The following is an 18,983-nucleotide window of genomic DNA, read 5'->3' as shown; positions in this document are numbered from 1 at the left end:
TATAAATTTGGCGGTGTGAGCGATTAATTGGTTAGGTTGGAATATTCACTCTAATGTTGGGTCACGACCCAACCTACATTGATATAACTTGGCTGTGTGAGCGATTAATTGGTTAGGTTGGAAATTCACTTTAATGTTGGGTCACGACCCAACCTACACAAATCGGCGGTTGAGTGAGCCACTCCAGGTTTAGTCCATTTCACTTTTTTCAAATAATAAAAAGGGATCATGATCCCGTTAGGGTTCACCGTCCCAAGAATATTTTTTTAAATCAACACAACCATTGATAATGGCAATACCTTCTTTTTCTAACAGTTCTTTCTGCAGTAAAAAGTGGGGGCTTCCGGTGGGAAAAGAAAGGACTCCTCCGGATTTTAGCACGCGTTGCCAGGGAAGATGATGACTTTGGGTACAGGAATGAAGAAGCCATCCGACCCCCCGTGCCCCTCGTGGACGCCCTGCCAGCCTGGCAATATCTCCGTAGGTTACAACCTTCCCTCGAGGTATTGCTTTAATTAACGTTAGCACTTCTTTTGAAAACTCAGTTTGTGTGTTCATTCTGCACGCCAGTCCGTAGGTTGGGTCATGACCCAACCTAAAAAGGTCGGCGAATAAACCCAGATAACCCTTTGAATTTACTTCCGGGATATCATTGCTTGGCATTCTCAGAGACTGGGGAGGGTGACTCCAAGGGGATGCTATCTGTCGGGCGGTGATAAGAATAAAGAAGATAAAACCCAATAAGAGCTAAAATAATAATAAAAATAATGGTCGCAATTCCAATCCCTTCATTTTTTTTATCTTCATTTTTTTTCATCACTATCTCCCTCTAAACACCGTTGCGTAGTTTTTTACTTGAAGGGTGGGTCCGTGACCCACCCTACCGTTATAAGGTCTTGAGTCCGTCCTCAATAATAGAAAGTCCAAGCTCCAGATCTTTTACATCCGTAGAAAGCGGCATGAGAAGACGGATTACATTTCCATAGCCTCCGCAGCTAAGAATGACCAGTCCATGTTCTAAACAAAATCTTGTTAATCTGTCCGCCGCTTCTTTATTGGGTGCCTTCGTGCTTTTATCTTTCACGAGCTCGATCGCTCCCATAACACCCAAACCTCGAGAATCACCTACTATGCCATAGTTTTCTTTAAAGCTGGAAAGCCTGGCGTGAAGTACTTTTGAAAGATGAGCTACATTTTTTAAAAGGGCTCCTTCTTCAAAGAGTTTGAATACTTCAAGCGCTGCGGCGCAACTCAGTGGATTGCCGCCAAAGGTTCCACCCAACCCGCCTACCATGGCAGCATCCATCATGTCAGCTTTTCCTGTTACAGCAGCAATGACAGTTCCTCCACCGAGCCCCTTTGCTGAGGTAGTCAGGTCAGGATCTACTCCCATGGTCTGCATGGCAAACAGATTTCCAGTACGCCCAAAACCTGATTGAATTTCATCGGCAATGAAAACAAGGTTGTTTGCTGTACAAAACTCACGGAGTTTTTGTAAAAACGGGACTGGAAATGGGATGAATCCCCCTTCCCCTAATACGGGTTCTAAAATCACTGCCGCGGTATTTTCAACGCCCACGCGATAATTAACCAGTTCCGAAAAATCATTGAAGCATTCGTCTACACAATTTTTTCCCTGCCAGCGATACTCATAGGGAATGGGAGCACGATGGATTTCTGAGGGGAAGGGACCAAATCCATGTTTATAAGGTTTATTCTTTGCTGTCAGTGTCATCGCCATATAAGTGCGGCCATGGTAAGCATGATCAAAACAAATCACTGCTTGTTTTCCGGTATAGGCACGAGCAATTTTAATCGCGTTTTCTACTGCTTCAGCGCCTGAATTCAACAAGAGTGATTTTTTTTCAAAGTGTCCAGGCGTATGATAATTTAATTTTTCACAGACCTTGATGTAGCTTTCATAAGGAAGAATATTAAAACTCGTATGAAGGAATTTTTCAGCCTGTGCCTTGATTGCATCGACGACTGCATCGGGACAGTGCCCTGTATTCACCACACCAATTCCTGATGAGAAATCCAAAAATACGTTTCCATCGACATCCTCTACAAACGAGCCTTTTGCTCGTTCCACAAAGAGGGGGGTGGTATGAAACGGACCTCGCGCAACGTGTTTATAACGGTGTTCCATCAATCGTTTTGATTTTGGTCCTGGTATTGGTGTTTTAATATGAATTTGATTCATTGGTACCATCCAATTGGTGCCTCATCCAGATTAATATTCACTTGCTTGATTTCAAGATAGCTTTCAATTCCATACAAACCTAACTCACGACCTGAGCCACTTTGTTTGTACCCACCCCAAGGCATTTCATTATGAGTTGGATGGTAGTGGTTTACCCAAAGAATTCCGGCACGGATTTGTGAGGTCACGCGATGGGCACGAGTCAGGTCCTTCGTCCACACCGCAGCGGCTAAACCATACTCAGTATCGTTTGCAATTTGGATGGCTTCATCTTCCGTATCAAAAGGGATCACTGCGAGTACCGGCCCAAAAATTTCTTCCCGAGCAATACGCATGGTCGGCTTAACTTCATCAAAAATAGTTGGCTCAAAGAAATATCCTTTTTCAAACGCTTCCCCTTTAGGACGGTTTCCGCCGCAGAGCAGTTTCGCACCTTCATCAATCCCTACCTTGACGTAATATTCTACTTTTTCGCGATGAGTACGTGAAACCAGCGGACCCATTTTGACGCCATCGTCTAAACCATGACCTAACTTGATGTTGGGAATTTTTTTCAACATCCCGGCCACTATTTTTTTATGGATAGCGCGCTCAACGATCAAGCGGGAACCAGCAGAACACACTTCGCCTTGATTGGCAAAAGCGCCAAAAAGAGCACCATCAATGGCCATCTCCAAATCACAGTCTGCAAATACAATATTTGGATTTTTGCCGCCAAGCTCTAATGAGATTCGTTTCAAATTTCCCGTAGCGGCTTGCATTATTTTTTTTCCGGTCACTGTCCCACCAGTAAAGGCAACTTTATCCACCAGCGAATTCGTTGCTAATTCTTCGCCTACGCCTGCACCCGGACCAGTAATAAGATTCACTACACCCGCTGGGAATCCGCATTGATCAATCAGTTTAAATAACTCAAGGGCTGTGAGCGGTGTCAGTTCTGACGGTTTTAACAGGACGGTATTTCCTGCTGCAAGTGCTGGGGCAAGTTTCCAGGCGGCCATAAGCAGCGGGAAATTCCAGGGAATAATTTGTCCGCACACACCGATTGGCTCACGGACAACATAACTGAACGAGTTCGCTGGAACCGACATGGTTTCACCATGAATTTTAGTAGCGAGCCCAGCGTAAAATTCAAAACAATTGGCTGCATCGGATACATCATATTCTGCTTCTGCCAAAGGCTTTCCACAGTTTCGCGTTTCCAGCTCGGCTAACATTTTTGCATGGGCACGAATTAACTCAGCAACCTTGAATAATAGTTTACTGCGATCAAGCGCTGATGTTTTTCTCCAAACACCGTCATCGAAAGCCTTTCGCGCAGCCTTGATCGCAATTACCACATCTTCTTTGGCACTTTCTGGAACTTTTGCAATGAGTTCGCCATTAGCGGGATCAATCATATCGCGAGTGGCCCCGCTTTGAGCTGACGTAAATTGTCCATCAATATACATTTGATAAGTTTTCATTTACTAAGTCCCTTTTTTATTGCCTGTAATCAGTTCCCTGGTCAGCCGAATTGGTTTTGTCGCAAACTCGTTTCCAATCTCCCAACGAAGTCAATCTGGATAAATTTAAAAAGAAAGTTTCATCAAATCTATTATAGATATCAAATCCAAGCCAGTAAACGCGGTTAGCTTTTCATCAGGGGAGGAGGATTATTTTCAACTAACGATTTTATTCAGTTAAAAATTTTAAAACAGATTATTTTTGTGAACTATACTTAAGGCAAAGTAAGGAAAGTTAAATTTAAACCGATAAAAATTCTGAAGTGTGTTGTTAAATCCATACTTTAAATAATTATCAATAGATCGTCTATTTGAAGGATAATTTATGGATAAATCTGTGACTCAAATAGTCTATAAAAATAAGATTCTAATTCTTGGATTCGGCAGTATTGGCCAAGCAATATTACCTCTTTTATTCCAATATTTTAAATTAGATCCCTCCCAAATTCACATTCTGTCAAAACATAATCTTGGTGCAGAGGTGGCAAAAAATTATAACGTCCCCTTCAAAGAAATTGCGGTGACCGAAAATAACTACCAGGAACTGTTATCTTCTATTCTTGGGCCGGGTGATTTTTTGTTAAATTTATCGGTAGGCGTATCCAGTATTGATTTAATAAAATATTGCCATTTAAATGGAATATTATATTTGGATGCAGCCGCTGAATGTTGGGAAGACAGGTATAGCGATAACAGCCAACTCCTTTCTAATTATGCGTTGCGTGATGCGACCCTGCAACTTAGAAAGAAGGGGCCCACCGCAGTCGTAAGACATGGAGCCAATCCCGGGTTAGTATCCCATTTCCTTAAACAAGCTTTATGGAATGTGGCAAAAGATAATAATCTGGAAAGGGATCTGCCGAAAAAAGCGGTGGAATGGGCGCAATTGGCCCACGATCTTGATATAAAAACCATCCATATTTCTGAACGTGATACGCAAATTTCCTCTCGCGTTAAAAAAGAGAATGAATTTATCAATACATGGTCAGTCGATGCGTTAATTTTGGAAGCGTTGCGGCCTGCTGAATTGGGCTGGGGGAGTCATGAGCGGCATTGGCCTCACGACGCAAATCATCACGACTTTGGTTCCAAGTGTGGAATATATCTTAGTCAGCCCGGCGCAGAGACTAAAGTCCGTACCTGGACCCCAAACGCTGGTCCGATTAACGGGTTTTTAATTACGCACGCAGAGTCTTTATCGATTGCAGAGTATTTAACGTTAAACAAAGGGAATAACGTCTATTACAGGCCAACAGTCCATTATGCGTATCATCTTTGCCCTGATGCTATTTTATCTTTAAAAGAGCTCGTGCAAAGACAATACCTGCCTCACAATGAAAAACGAATTATTTTAAATGACATTGTTGATGGCTCGGATGAACTCGGCGTTTTACTCATGGGCAATAAAAAAGGCGCTTATTGGTATGGTTCTCATCTATCCATCCATGAAGCCAGAGAGTTGGTTAACCATAATAATGCGACCAGTTTACAAGTTGCCGCTGGCGTTTTAGCCGGTATGATTTGGGCGATTAAAAATCCGGAACGTGGAATTATAGAGCCTGAAGATATGGACCATGAGTATGTATTGAGTTTAGCCTTGCCTTACCTTGGTAAAGTCGATGGTTATTATACCGATTGGACTCCCCTGCGAGACCGAGGTGATTCAAATAATACCTATATTGACCACAGTGATCCCTGGCAGTTTATTAATATTCGAATTTGATTGGCAAACCATTGACGCGGATTGGCAACTGTTTTCCCAAGAATATCGAATAACCCTCCCCTCTATCTTCCAAACACGCCTGCCATTATCCACGACGTTGGGGTGCATTCCATGCAGAATGCAGTTATCATGAAAGATCGACCTATTGAATTCAGAAGTTTATTTTTTAAAACAGGAGAAGATATCGATGACAGGGATGAATAGAAAGGTGAACACAACCAAAAAAATTTTCCTCTTAACGACCGCAATTTTTCTTTCAAATAGTCAGGCAATTCATAGTGCGACACAACTTGGTAAAGGGATTTACTACGACGAACAACAAATTCAAAAGCTCGCACAAAAATATCCCGGGCGTGTCTCCAAGGATGCGGGCTATCCTCTAATCAATAACTATTCAACCTTAAAATCAGTATTTCAGGGGAGTCAGTTTGGCTTGGTTAATAAACCCACAACAACGGGGCTTTGGTGGACGCCTATGTTAGCTGTGGATAAGGCATCTGGACAAATACAGGATAGTGATTATCTCAATCCCTTATTATTAATTCCCAATCCGCTTTCTGTACGTTTGACAGAACGAGGTGTTTCTTTAGGGATTCCTTTGCAAAATGCCAAAGTGGACAATGTGCATGTTGACCGCGGGTATGATAATACACTCGATGTAACAGTGACTACCGGCGATCTGATGGGGACTGCACCGTTAGTTGCTGACTATTCTGATTGGATGGTCTCTGTAGGCTGGGCACGGAATAATACCCCTCTTCTTGTTGCCAATGTGGTAGAGGGCTCCCCTTTCATTTTTGTTGAGAAGAAAAACAATCAAGCGGCCTCTTATCTCCAGTTTAATAATTCGCAAGATGCAAAATTATTGAGCCAGGACAAAGGCATTAGCGTATTTAAAACAAAGAATGCCTCTGATTCGGGGTACCGGTATTATGCTTATTTCTCAAATCCTGATACAGCAGTCGTACCCTGGAAAACCGCTTCAGGTTCTGTGATTGTCCCTGTTAATCAGGGAGGAAGCGGCAATGTTGTCCCGAGTACTACCATTCAGACCGCAGAAGCTAATCGTTATTTTTCGATGGCGGTTATCCCTGCCTCTTCCGACTCATCGGCGGTTGAGATGGCAAATCAATTGAAGCCCTATGCTGCTACCTTTATCAAAAGTACATCGATCACTTACGAATACGATAAAAATAATGCAAAAGTGATTACCCATTTTAATTTTGATTCACAAACGGTCTATCCAAATGCCTCACTAAAGAAACAACCACTGGTTTTTCTCTATCCCTGGCAGATTAAAAACATGAGTGACAGCGAAAAAGCAGGATGCTTGTTCCAGGATGAATGTGCCAGTGATAAAGGGACCATTCAGACATTAAAAGGGACCATGCATGCTTATGTGGTGCCTTCAGGAATCAGAGATAAGTCTTCTTTTTCTACTGAAGTAGGGTTTCATGGTGTATTGCCTGTGCTACCCAATCGTTTAGGCCAGACTGAGCTGGATAAAATCGCAAGTTATTCCTTTACTCTCCCTCCGGATCCTCACCTGGACTCTAAAAATCCCTGGACAGATACCTATGCCACAGGAAAATTATTAGGTAGGGAAGCCCAGCTGATAAAAATAGCCAATGTGTTAATGGGAACATCCCCTGCTAATCCCAACTATCAGACAATTCGTGATAGCTTGCTAACCGATCTAAAAAAGCAGGTGACCAGTTTTCTCACTGGCCTGAATTATACCGATCCTTGTCCCGGTGGTGCCGGGGATTGCCCGCGTGCTGAGGGTGCCTGGTTTTATGCCTATAATAGCCAATGGTATACGATGATGGGGTTTCCAAGTGGTTTCTTCACCGCGACTACCTTAACTGATCATTCTTTTCACTGGGGTTATTTAATTGATGGTGCGGCGACCATTGCGCAATTTGATAAAGCATGGGCACAAGCCTATGGCGGCATGGTTAATTTGCTTATCCGCGATATTTGCAATTACAACTATGGGGACGAGGCCGAAGCAACCAGGTTTCCGCATTTTAGAAGTTTTGATCCTTATGCAGGTTTATCATCAGCATTAGGCATGCCTTATAGCTTTGATAACGTCAATGAAGAAGACAGTGCCGAGTTTATGAATTTAGCCCAGGCCATTATTTTGTGGGGCTTAAATACCGAAGGGATTAGTTTTGATGGCGATACCACTTCCCCTCAAGAGTTACTAGAAACAGGCTTGTATCTTTATACTACTGAAGAACAAGGGTTGAATCATTATCATTTTAACCAAAACTCTGGTTCCGGTGTTTTCCCAACAGGATGGTCAAATAGCAGCACCGGACAAAACTATTTGTTGGTCGGAAATGTCTGGGGGGGTAAGCTGGATCGCTCAACTTATTTCTGCGCGGGCCAACCTTGTTATTATCAAAATCTCGCTTCCAATACATTACCCATCAATGCCGGATCGTTTTATCTTGGTTATGATCCCAATTTTGTGACCCAGGTCTATAGGGAGGACGCTAAGAATCCCTGTTCGGGTGATGCTTCAAATTCTGCTTATTGTGGTACTTTATTGAAATACCTGGCTTTAGGCGATCCTGCCAAGGCATCGCAATATTACACCCAGTATTTTGATGTACAAGGGAACACCCCCGATCCTGGTGAGTCTAAACCCAGTATTTATTACTGGATTCAAAACTTAAAAGCGCTAGGGTCGTTAAATACTTCGTATCGCGCAGATACACCAGCGTATGCGGTTTTTGGTGCCGGGGATAATACCTATGTGGTCGCCTATAATCATGGAACGTCAGTAAAAAACGTGAATTTTTACCAGGAAGGTGGTTTTGTTTGCCGTCTGGAGAATATACAACCCGGAGAAATGAAGGGTGGTCTTTGCGGCAAAGAGGAGCCCCCGCCACCGGCTGACCGGTTTTCCTATGTAGTCTATGTGGGTTATCCTTTTAAACCGGTGCTGATCAACAATAGTATGACCTGCCCTGATCCGGCCACTAAGAACCCAGCCTGCCTGGTGAAGAATGTTGCAGGCCCTTCTGTGATGACCATTTCAGGTAGTAATAGTAACCTTTGTACGTTGGCAATTAGCAAGGATGGAGTCGTCTCTACCATCAACGACAAGTCAAAGGGCTGTTTTATTAATTCATCCCCTGCAACACCGGATAAAGCTGGAAGCATTAACCTTCCCGGTGGATTTTAATCGCTTTAATAATCAGTGAAGGGGTTGCATGAGCGCGTCAAGAATGTTGTGTCTTGACTCGCTCATGGTTCCATCGTTGCAGGCATTGAGGCGTATGAATATTTTTGCGAGAACCCAATTATTTGCTTTCTTTAGGGGCCGCTTCTTTTTTAGGTTTAGGTGATGCTTTTTTCACGGTCTTTTTTGCGCCTGTCTCTTTTGAAGCAGAGGCCTTTGTGGCTTTTGCTTCTTTTGCAACGGACGAGTCAGCTGCTTTTGCGGGTTTTTTAGGCGCTGCTGCTTTTGCGGTTTTTTTCGCCGGTTTTTCGCTTTGAGCCTTTTTGCTGTCGTGTGCATGCAGGATTGAATTTGCTTTTTCTTTTAATGTACGTCGTATGGTTTTGAACTCGTCGGTACGAATTTTAGCAAGATCCTTTTGATGTGCAGCACCAATTAAAACATTTCTCTCGATTTTTTCAGATAATAAGGCGTATTTTCGCAGTAAGTGCCGAGCATTTTTAGCCTGCTCTGTAGAATCAATCTTGGTTGGAAATTCTCGAATCTCAGCAACGATTTTTTTAATTTTTACCAATTCCATTGGAGTCCCTTGTCCCATGATATATGTCTCACTTTTGATAACAGTAAAAAAAAGTATAGCCTATGGCTGGGGGTTCTTCCATAGGCCCTCTAAGTGACTCAGTGTATGGCGTTTAACCTATAAATACTAGTTTAGATTAAGGTCTAATGGATCCCCTCATCAGGCGGTTTTATACCGCTATGCCTAGAAGGGAACCAATACCCGCACTCACAATCATTGCCAGACTTCCCCAAACCACAACCCGTAAGCATCCTACTAGTATTCGGGCTCCGCCAACCTTTGCAGCCACTCCTCCGAGTAAGGCCAAAAATAGAACCGCCATCAGGGATAGGGTTAAAATAAGATAAGGCTGGGGAGCAAAAAAAAGGGTTAATAGAGGCAATAAGGAGCCAAGAGTAAAACTGGCAGCGGAAAACAGGGCTGCCTGAAGGGGGCGTGCACTCGTTATTTCGGTAATGCCAAGCTCGTCGCGAGCGTGTGTGCTTAATGCATCGTGAGCCATTAATTGCCTTGCAACGACATTTGCCAAGTCAGGTTCTAATCCGCGGTTGATGTATACAGCGGTTAGCTCTTCAATTTCATTGGGTAAACTCGTCTCAAGTTCTTTCTTTTCACGTTGCAGAGCCGATTTTTCTGTATCCGCTTGAGAACTGACTGAGATATATTCACCCGCAGCCATCGACATAGCGCCCGCAATTAATCCTGCTCCCCCTGCGACAAGTATTCCATGGTATGGCGTATGGGCAGCAGCAACACCAATCAACAAACTCGCAGTAGAAATAATACCATCGTTTGCACCCAATACCGCTGCGCGTAACCAGCCAATTCGTTCAATTCGATGATATTCTTTATGTTGCATAGACCGCAGCCCTCCTTTGCGAATTAGATCGAAATCGATTGACCACCAAGTTACTCTCGTGACCTGTCAATACGATGTTTATACCGCCTTTTCAAGACTATCCGTAGTTGAATACACGTTTTTATATGGAATGCTTTTTCCAAACTAGCATCTTGGCAACTTTTGTCAATGCAAGACCGCTTATCATCGCTCAACACCTCTTACCAACACTGGGATGATCCACTAAAAGCTCAAAATTTTAAGCAAAATTGGGGACATGAAACAAGCAAGTGTAGCAACTGTAGCCTTGGTGCAGCCGAAGGCGTAACCAAGGTTTTTGCAGGACCAATCTTGATTCCGTTTCACTACAGTAAGGTAATTAGTTGAAGGTTGAAAAGCCCGCAAATAGGCCCACTTTGCTGACTCTCGGAATTGAACCCAATTCGGCCAATACACTGTTCTTCTGTTCGCGAACAGCGAACGCCTGTGATATACTTTATTTACGTCATTTAGAGAATAATACCATGTTAAAGCCACAGGATTGCGTTGTATTAATAAAACTATTGGCAAATATCGGTAGTGAATTATCCCAGCGGCAATTATCCGCTGCATTGGGGATTAGCTTAGCTGAAGTTAATGCCGGCATAAAGCGACTGGAAGAAGCTGGACTATTGAGGAAAGACAAACAAGGAAAACTCTTTCCTAATGTTCATGCAGCAGAAGAGTTTTTGGTACATTCAATCAAATTCCTCTTCCCAGGAAAGCTAGGTGAATATACTCGAGGTACTCCAACAGCAATTGCTGCCCCCATTTTTCGCGATAAAATCGCACTGGGGAATGACCCAATTCCCGTATGGCCTGATGCAATGGGAGAAGAGCGTGGTGTGGCGTTATTACCGATTCACCCTAATTTATCAAAATCGTTAAGGGCAAATCCGGACTCAGCTTTTCATGAGCTACTTGTATTAATTGACGTCCTTCGCTCAGGACGCCCTCGAGAACGCAACCTTGCAGGAGAACTTTTGAAGGAAAAACTAAATCATGCTGGGTAATAATAATGTGAAATTGGCAAATCTAAGAATGTTAGAATTTGTTGCCACAAAATTAGGTGATATCCGGAACGATGTTGTTTTCTTGGGAGGATGCACCACGGGTTTATTTATATCTGATCCTCTAGTACCAGACGTGCGCTATACACTTGATGTTGATTGTATTGTCGATGTTATTTCCAGGAATCAATATTACCAGCTAGAGAAAAAACTTAACAAACAAGGCTTCAAAAAATCCATAACGGACGATGTTATCTGTCGTTGGTTTTATGATGACGTCATTCTTGATGTGATGCCCACTGATGAAACAATTTTAGGATTTGGAAATCGCTGGTATAAACAAGCGATTGAGTTCTCAAACCTTTATTCATTGACTGAAAATCTTGAAATTCGTGTTGTTACCGCACCTTACTTTTTAGCCACCAAATTTGAAGCTTTTAAAACAAGAGGCAAAATGGATTTTTACGCCAGCCATGATTTTGAAGATATCGTATCAGTCCTAGATGGAAGGCTTGAAATAGTAGATGAAATCAAAAATTCTGATTCAATCCTGCAAGAATACTTGATTAATTCGCTGCGAGAACTCCTCACCACTCCATCATTTAAAGGTGCTATTCCTGGTCATTTTGCTCAATACGGAAGTATTGCCAATGATCGGATTGACTTACTGGAGCAAAAACTAACTTCTATATAGAGCAAGTAACATGAAATTGGCATGGTTAACCGATGTTCATTTAAATTTCCTTGATACAGATGAACGCAAAAAATTTTACCAAGAAATTATTAACACCAAATGCGATGGTGTATTGATAAGCGGTGATATTGCAGAAGCGCCCAGTATCAAAAATATATTAAAAGAGTTGGCGACTTTTATTAAAAAGCCGATTTATTATATTCTTGGCAATCACGATTTTTACCGAGGTCAAGTAGACGCAGTACGCAAGGAAATGATTGCCTTAACTGAATCGAGGGAGTATGTATTTTGGTTGCCTGCATCTGAACCTTTACAAATAAATGACACAACCATTTTAGTTGGCCAAGATGGTTGGGCTGATGGGCGACTAGGTAACTATTATGAGAGCCGAGTCGTACTAAATGACAGTAGAATGATTGCTGATTTGTTTCAAGAAAAGATCCTTGGCCGCTCTCAACTATTAGCAAAAATGCAACAGCTTGCTGATCATGATGCTGAGCAGCTACGAATACAATTGATAGAGGCTGTGAAGAAACAACCCCAAAGAATTATTGTTTTGACACATATTCCTCCATTTAAAGAAGTATGCTTGCATGAGGGAAAAATCAATAATGATGATTGGTTGCCTTATTTTTCTTCGAAAGCAACGGGTGAGGTATTAAAAGATATTGGCATGACATATCCTGATATTCACTTCCTGGTGCTATGTGGTCATACGCATGATAAAGCGAAATATAATCCTCTTCCCAATTTGCAAGTTGAAGCAGGGCATGCTGAATATAATCGGCCAGAAATTCAGAAAATCATTTCTATCGAGTGACAATAAATCTCTCTGTCTAGGAATGCGGGGTCAGGGCTTAAATTTTGTATTCAATGAAAAGTTAAATCTCTGACCGCAAAGACTCAATCAGTAAGTTTGTTGGACTCTTGGTAAGCTAAGATTGACTAAAACTACAGTATCTTGTGATTTAATATAATATTCACTGTATTCCCTATTCTAGAATTTAGAATACCCAATCCTTTCCAACGGATGAAAGGATCTGGCAGTCGATTACCTTCGAAAGAGGTGGAAAAGTTATTAATGAACGTCAGTTCTGCGGGAGGCCTGCTTGTATATTGAAACCGATCAAATCATCTATGCGCCCTCGGATTTAACGTTATTTCTTGAAAGCCCATTTGCCTCCTGGATGGAGCATTTCGCCCTGCAGGAACCAAAGGCACTTACGCTTGCTGATGAAACAGATGAATTGCTGTCCGTATTGCAACAGAAAGGGATGGCGCTTGAGCAAAAGATTTTAAACCATTTTATCGAACGCCAATTAACCGTTGCCCAAATTGAAAAGACGGGGCATGCCTTTGCTGACACTATTAGCGCCATGAAATCAGGGGCAGATATAATCTATCAAGCAGTTCTTTCAGCCTTGCCGTTTAAAGGGTATGCCGATTTTTTGGTGAAAGTAGATGGTGCAAGCGTTCTGGGTGATTTTCATTATGAGGTCTGGGATACAAAGCTCTCAAAAACAGTCAAACCACATTTTTTAGTACAGCTTTGTTGTTATGCTGACATGCTGGAAACACTACAGAAACGAAGGCCAGATAACGTAGTCGTTGTGATTGGTACTGGCGAAACGATGCGCTTTCCGACAAGGGACTATTTTTACTATTACCTCCATTTAAAGCAGCGGTTTTTGCAAACCCATCAAAATTTTTCCCCAGAGCATCGGCCAAATCCTGCTGATTGCGGCAGTTGGGGGCGCTGGTCTGATTATGCCCAAACATTATTGCTTGAAGCCGATCACTTGTCTGAAATTGCTACGATAACCAGACATCAAATTAAAAAATTGAATAAAGCTGGCATTCATACCATGCAGCGTATGATTGAAACCCCGTTGGAGCAGCGGGTAAAAGGGATAAATCCGGACGTATTCGCCAGACTTAAAGCCCAGGCCGCCATTCAAAAGAACAGCAAAGGCTGTGACACGCCGCTTTATCAGATTCTACCGCATGAGTCCGATAAAAAAATGGGTTTGTCCTTACTCCCGCCATCGTCCCCATTAGACATTTATTTTGATATCGAAGGATTCCCTCTCGAAGAAGGCGGGCTGGAATATTTATGGGGTGTTGTTTATTTGGATGATAAAGGCATTCGCCAATACAAGGATTTTTGGGCACATGATGAAGCGCAGGAGAAGACTGCATTTAAGTCATTCATCGAATGGGCCTTCGAGCGTTGGCAACGCGATCCGCACATGCATATTTATCATTATGCCAATTATGAAATAGCCGCTTGCCGGAAGCTGATGGGACGATATGGCATTTGCGAAGACATGGTGGATACGCTGCTTAGAAACGAGGTCTTTGTTGATCTCTATAAAATTGTCAAAGGCAGTCTATTGTTAGGTGAACCGCGCTATTCTATCAAAAATGTTGAGCATCTTTATCGTGGCAAACGCGATACGGAGGTAGGTTCGGGCGGCGATTCCATTGTCGTCTATGAACGCTGGCGTGAATCGCCAGACGGCGAGACCTGGGAAACCTCAAACCTATTAAAGTCCATTCGCGATTACAACGTGGATGATTGCCATTCAACGCAAGAGTTAGTTGCGTGGTTACGCGAACGCCAATTAGAAAAGGGTATTAGCTACCTTGGAAAAACAGAAATTGTTGCCGCACCAGACAATGAAAAGGTTACTGAACGTACGATCTTACGCGACAGATTGCTTCACAAAGCCAATGAATTGAAAGCGCAGGGCTTGGAAAACGACGCTAAAATGACCAGCCTTTTTGCCTGGGTTTTAGAATTCCACCGCAGGGAAAAAAAGCCAATGTACTGGCGCTTATTTGACCGGTTAGGGGCGAGTGACGACGAGTTATTTGACGATACCGATTGCCTGGCACGTTGTGTGCGAACAGAGAGGCCAGCTTATAAATTCAAACGAGGAGATAAAAACCTTTGTTATGAATACTCCTTTGATCCAAATCAGGAATTTAAAGCTGCTGCGGAGAAATATAACGTCTTTGGACAAGAACGCGCTAATGGCAAAACCATCAGCGTTGAATTCATTAAAGAAGAATCGAATCTTGGAGAAGGGTTCATTGTATTAAAAACAGCCGCACTATTAGACTCTGTGGTGACCTTAATTCCCGATGAGTCTATTAATCCAGAGCCTATCCCAACGGCGATTGCAGCTGTCGCTGAAGCCTTTGCGCAGGGCCGATTGGAAAATACGGCCATTTATGATTTTCTGACGCGAAGCACTCCCAGAATTAGAGTGTTAGTGCATGGCGCGCCAATCGCACCAAGCCATGAGCCCGAAGAGCGGCTGAATCAAATTATTTCCGCCATCAGGAATTTGGAGGATAGTTATCTTACGATTCAAGGGCCTCCTGGCTCCGGTAAATCATACACGGCAAAACATGTCATTGCCGAGCTTCTAAAGCTTGGCAAGCGCATCGGTATTTCATCAAACAACCATAAGGCCATTAATCATTTATTGATAAATACTGCCAAATACTGCAAAGCTGAAAATATTGGCGCCAGCTTCGCATGCACCAAAAATACAGATGATGCGTTATCTGAGCTTGGAATTACCGTTTATAAAAATGAATCGATTGCAGGCAGTTTGCAGGCTGCCTGTGTGGTTGGCACCACAGCATGGGGATTTGCAAGAGCTGACCTGGTGCAAGCCTTTGATTATCTTTTTATTGACGAAGCAGGGCAGGTCAGCGTGGCCAATTTGATTGGAATGAGCCGAGCGGCCAGGAACATCATTTTAATGGGCGATCAAATGCAATTAGGACAGCCGTCACAAGGCAGCCATCCAGAAGAAAGCGGATTATCCATTCTTGATTACTTACTGCATTCCACACCGACTATCCCTGAAACAATGGGGGTTTTCCTTGGAACCACTTACCGCATGCATTCTGCAGTAAACCAGTTTATCAGCGAGGCAATTTATGAAGGAAAACTGGAATCAGATCCCGATAATGATCGTCAGCGCATAGTGATGCCGGAAGGATATCAAGGCATCTTGAATCAGGAGGCTGGCATTATCCCTGTGCCTGTCCTTCATGAGGGCAATACCCAGGCCAGTGATGAAGAAGTAGCGTGTATTGTGAAACTGGCAAACGAGTTACTGGGACGTCAATTGATTACGAAACAGGGTGCAGAGAGGTTGATTGATTGGGATGATATGCTGTTTGTCGCCCCCTATAACCATCAGGTGAATAAGTTACGACAAGCGTTAGGCAAACAAGCCAAAGTGGGCAGCGTGGATAAATTTCAGGGGCAGGAAGCGCCGGTTGTCTTTTTAAGTATGTGTGCCAGTAATGCGAATGAATCGCCTCGCGGTATGGATTTTTTGTTTAATAAGAATCGGCTTAATGTAGCAATTTCACGTGCACAGTGCCTGGTGGTTGTAACGTATAGCCCGATGCTGCTTGATACGGTAGCAAATAGTGTTGGCCAGATGGAGGCGGTTAATTTGTTTTGTAAATTGGTTATCAAGTAATTAATTTCCGTGAGACTACCGTACTGAGTGTAAGCCCGAAAGCTGCTATAGGTTGGCACGGCATAATCAAGTAGGTTGGGTCGCGACCCAACTTGCTATTCGCGAATCGCGAACAACGAATGCAGGCATCATCAGCAAAAATTTCATTAATCAGCAATGGATTGCTTATGAAAACGGCATAATCAAGTAGGTTGGGTCGCGACCCAACTTACTTGAGTAGATAGTAATGAATTTAAATGGGCGGCATTCATAATAGTAAGCATCTAATTGATTTCTAAAGGAGCTAGGCGGGCAAGGTTTGAATTTTGTATTCAACGATCAAAATTCAAGCTCTGACTCTGACCTATCTTTAGCCTCCATTCCATTGTTATTTGCTATTCGCGAATCGCGAACAACGAATGCAGGCATCATCAGCAAAAATTTCATTAATCAGCAATAGATTGCTTTATGAAAACGGCATAATCAAGTAGGTTGGGTCGCGACCCAACTTGCATGATTAGATAGTAATGAATTTAAATGGGCGGCGTTCATAATAGTAAGCATCTAATTGATTTCTAAAGGAGCTAGGCGGGCAAGGTTTGAATTTTGTATTCAACGACCAAATTCAAGCCCTGACCCCACTGATTCGTTATCTAGTTGATTCCCTATGCTATTTGTTGATATAGATAGCCTATCAAAAATTTACCATTCGCTTGGCGGCAGAGGTAGGCATGCCGGAGCATGGGGGTAATATGGCAAGACGCAAAATAGGACTCGTTTTTGGCAGTGGATCAGCTCGCGGCTGGGCCCATATAGGCGTCATCCGTGAATTGGCAACCATGGGCATTAAACCGAATCTGGTTGCAGGCTCATCCATCGGTGCTGTGGTCGGGGGCGCTTATGCTTCAGGTCACCTCGACGAGTTTGAAGAATGGATTTTCACCCTGAAGCGCGTAGACATTCTAAAATTGCTGGATTTCCACATGACGGGCGGCGGTTTTATCCAAGGAAAAGCGCTGATGATGGCCATCGAAAAACGGTTGGGCAATCTTAATCTCGAGGAGCTGAATGTACCCTTTGCCTGTGTGGCAACATCGCTCTTGAATGGAAAAGAGCACTGGTTACGGGATGGCTCCTTACTCGATGCCGTGCGAGCCTCCATCGCCCTGCCTGGAATTTTTGCACCAGTTGCCTTACATCATGATCTTATGCTCGATGGCGGCTTGGTCAATCCGGTTCCTATTTCGCTGGCACGTGCGATGGGTGCTGATTCCATCATCGCCGTGAACCTCAATAGTGATCTCGTCGGCAGGCATTTTTCCCTCGATCAAAGCGATGTAGCCGCTGACAATCAAGGCAACCAAAAGCAATTGGACTATGTTGAAACGAATAATCCAACAATTGCTACCTGGGGAGCCAAGCTGAAAGCTGACTTGGATATTAGGCTAACGTCATTTATCTCCTCTCTGCGTAAGAAGAACATTTTGAAACCCGGTCTCTTCGACGTGATCGCTGGCTCAATTAACATTATGCAGGAGCGCATCACCAACTCGCGCATGGCAGAAGACCCGCCAGACGTGCTCATCACACCAAAGCTTAGCCATATCGGTCTTATGGAATTCGATCGCGCGCAAGAAGCGATTCGCGAAGGTCAGGAAGCAACACGGCGCGTAGCAGACGACCTGAAAAAGCTTAAGCTTAAATTGTGATTCCTTAACTAAAACGGGAGCAAGCGGGTCAACCGTTAAGCCGATATTTTACTTTCTCCACTGAACAAACGTGAGACTGTTGCAAAAGTTGCAACAGTTCAAAACGAACAGGGAATAAGGCGTCAAAATTCAAGCCCTGCCCCCGACCTACGTTGCAATGTGTTCATGATCTTTAATTGTCTGCACATAAGGTTGTTTTGGTGCCGGTGGTTATGTTGCCTTCAATTCAATATGCACCCGTTGCCCAATAGCCGCTGCAATATTTACCAAGGCATCTAATGAAAATCGAGAAATGCGGCCTCGTAACATATCATTTAAGCGGGGTTGGGTAATTCCGCAATGTTGAGCTGCTTCAACTTGTTTCCAACCATTTTTTTTAATAATCGCTACAATTTGGCGCATCAATTCGGCTTTCGCTTGCATATTAGCTGATTCCCCAGCTGTATCAGCAATCGCATCCCAAATATTTTCATAACTCATTTCTATTTGCCCCTAATAATTATTTCCGCACAAGGAATGCTGGGTCAGTGCTTGAGTTTCAAAACGTTATTTCTTTTACGGATTGAAAAAAAGCTACTTAAAAAGGAAGTCATGTATGCAGTATTTATCAGGTCTATAAGTAAGAAGCGGGTAAAGGATGTTGATTTGAAAAGACCTAAAGAGGTAGAACGAGGAAGTAAAAATTCTGTAGTGCCCTGCAATTAAAATTCAATTGCAAGACACTCAAGAATCAAATAGTATAAATCTGCGTTTGACGTATTTAAATGCAATAAGCGCTGACAGAGGGAACTACCAATTCCCGCCGCCAGCTAACCAAATTTATCACAGGAGATAAAAATGGCTAAACGAATCTTAGTCTATTTCAGTTTTGTATTTCAATGGCATGTCCGTAAGTATGGCAATCGCACTCAAATTTAGGGAAATAACCGATTGATTTTAAATAACTAAACGTATACTTTCTGCATAAAAAGGCAGCAGTAAGGATACGTTTATGAA

Annotated in this window: 14 protein-coding genes; 7 read left to right on the top strand and 7 right to left on the bottom strand. The window is 43.1% G+C overall.

Annotation, left to right across the window (positions count from 1 at the left end):
• Positions 1–237 precede the first annotated feature (237 nt).
• The 4 genes from ACN4Z1_RS15445 to ACN4Z1_RS15430 all read right to left on the bottom strand — a co-directional run bounded on the left by ACN4Z1_RS15445 (position 238) and on the right by ACN4Z1_RS15430 (position 3,669).
• Positions 238–558, bottom strand: coding sequence for an MGMT family protein (locus tag ACN4Z1_RS15445; RefSeq protein ID WP_228363032.1), 321 nt, complete (start codon positions 556–558; stop codon positions 238–240).
• Between the two features lie 91 nt (positions 559–649).
• The gene (locus ACN4Z1_RS15440; RefSeq protein ID WP_228363033.1) at positions 650–817 is read right to left on the bottom strand and encodes a hypothetical protein; all 168 of its coding nucleotides are present in this window, start codon (positions 815–817) and stop codon (positions 650–652) included.
• A 69-nt stretch (positions 818–886) separates the two neighbouring features.
• The gene (locus ACN4Z1_RS15435; RefSeq protein WP_228363034.1) at positions 887–2,203 is read right to left on the bottom strand and encodes an aspartate aminotransferase family protein; all 1,317 of its coding nucleotides are present in this window, start codon (positions 2,201–2,203) and stop codon (positions 887–889) included.
• Positions 2,200–3,669 (bottom strand): aldehyde dehydrogenase family protein, encoded by a 1,470-nt coding sequence (locus ACN4Z1_RS15430; RefSeq protein ID WP_228363035.1) that lies wholly within the window; start codon positions 3,667–3,669, stop codon positions 2,200–2,202. The genes ACN4Z1_RS15435 and ACN4Z1_RS15430 overlap by 4 nt, the downstream gene beginning before the upstream one ends.
• 364 nt (positions 3,670–4,033) lie before the next feature.
• Between ACN4Z1_RS15430 and ACN4Z1_RS15425 the strand changes: the two genes are divergently transcribed.
• Together ACN4Z1_RS15425 and ACN4Z1_RS15420 are read left to right on the top strand one after the other, a co-directional pair.
• Complete coding sequence (locus ACN4Z1_RS15425) at positions 4,034–5,431, top strand: saccharopine dehydrogenase C-terminal domain-containing protein (protein ID WP_228363036.1); 1,398 nt, start codon at positions 4,034–4,036, stop codon at positions 5,429–5,431.
• A gap of 208 nt (positions 5,432–5,639) precedes the next feature.
• Entirely contained in the window at positions 5,640–8,630 is a 2,991-nt protein-coding gene (locus ACN4Z1_RS15420) for a glycosyl hydrolase (RefSeq protein WP_419388138.1), read from the top strand.
• A 118-nt stretch (positions 8,631–8,748) separates the two neighbouring features.
• On the opposite strand, the gene ACN4Z1_RS15415 is transcribed toward ACN4Z1_RS15420, so the two are convergent.
• The gene (locus ACN4Z1_RS15415; RefSeq protein WP_228363038.1) at positions 8,749–9,207 is read right to left on the bottom strand and encodes a hypothetical protein; all 459 of its coding nucleotides are present in this window, start codon (positions 9,205–9,207) and stop codon (positions 8,749–8,751) included.
• 169 nt (positions 9,208–9,376) lie between these two features.
• The gene (locus ACN4Z1_RS15410) at positions 9,377–10,066 is read right to left on the bottom strand and encodes a VIT1/CCC1 transporter family protein (protein WP_228363039.1); all 690 of its coding nucleotides are present in this window, start codon (positions 10,064–10,066) and stop codon (positions 9,377–9,379) included.
• Between the two features lie 503 nt (positions 10,067–10,569).
• On the opposite strand from ACN4Z1_RS15410, the gene ACN4Z1_RS15405 reads away from it, so the two are divergent.
• The 5 genes from ACN4Z1_RS15405 to ACN4Z1_RS15385 all read left to right on the top strand — a co-directional run bounded on the left by ACN4Z1_RS15405 (position 10,570) and on the right by ACN4Z1_RS15385 (position 17,987).
• A complete protein-coding gene (locus ACN4Z1_RS15405) occupies positions 10,570–11,097 on the top strand; it encodes a MarR family transcriptional regulator (protein ID WP_419388137.1) in 528 nt (175 codons plus the stop codon).
• On the top strand, positions 11,087–11,788 hold the full coding sequence (locus tag ACN4Z1_RS15400) for a hypothetical protein (RefSeq protein ID WP_228363041.1): 702 nt from the start codon (positions 11,087–11,089) through the stop codon (positions 11,786–11,788). Before ACN4Z1_RS15405 ends, ACN4Z1_RS15400 begins: the two co-directional genes overlap by 11 nt.
• 10 nt (positions 11,789–11,798) lie before the next feature.
• Complete coding sequence (locus ACN4Z1_RS15395) at positions 11,799–12,608, top strand: metallophosphoesterase family protein (RefSeq protein WP_228363042.1); 810 nt, start codon at positions 11,799–11,801, stop codon at positions 12,606–12,608.
• A gap of 289 nt (positions 12,609–12,897) precedes the next feature.
• Positions 12,898–16,299, top strand: coding sequence for a TM0106 family RecB-like putative nuclease (locus ACN4Z1_RS15390; protein ID WP_228363043.1), 3,402 nt, complete (start codon positions 12,898–12,900; stop codon positions 16,297–16,299).
• 731 nt (positions 16,300–17,030) lie between these two features.
• A complete protein-coding gene (locus tag ACN4Z1_RS15385) occupies positions 17,031–17,987 on the top strand; it encodes a patatin-like phospholipase family protein (protein WP_228363044.1) in 957 nt (318 codons plus the stop codon).
• Between the two features lie 210 nt (positions 17,988–18,197).
• On the opposite strand, the gene ACN4Z1_RS15380 is transcribed toward ACN4Z1_RS15385, so the two are convergent.
• The gene (locus ACN4Z1_RS15380) at positions 18,198–18,467 is read right to left on the bottom strand and encodes a helix-turn-helix domain-containing protein (protein ID WP_228363045.1); all 270 of its coding nucleotides are present in this window, start codon (positions 18,465–18,467) and stop codon (positions 18,198–18,200) included.
• Positions 18,468–18,983: the final 516 nt, after the last annotated feature.

This window comes from Legionella sp. ST3F1 (assembly GCF_048553315.1).
Lineage (GTDB): Bacteria > Pseudomonadota > Gammaproteobacteria > Legionellales > Legionellaceae > Tatlockia > Tatlockia donaldsonii.
This window is presented reverse-complemented; position numbering and strand designations above follow the sequence as displayed.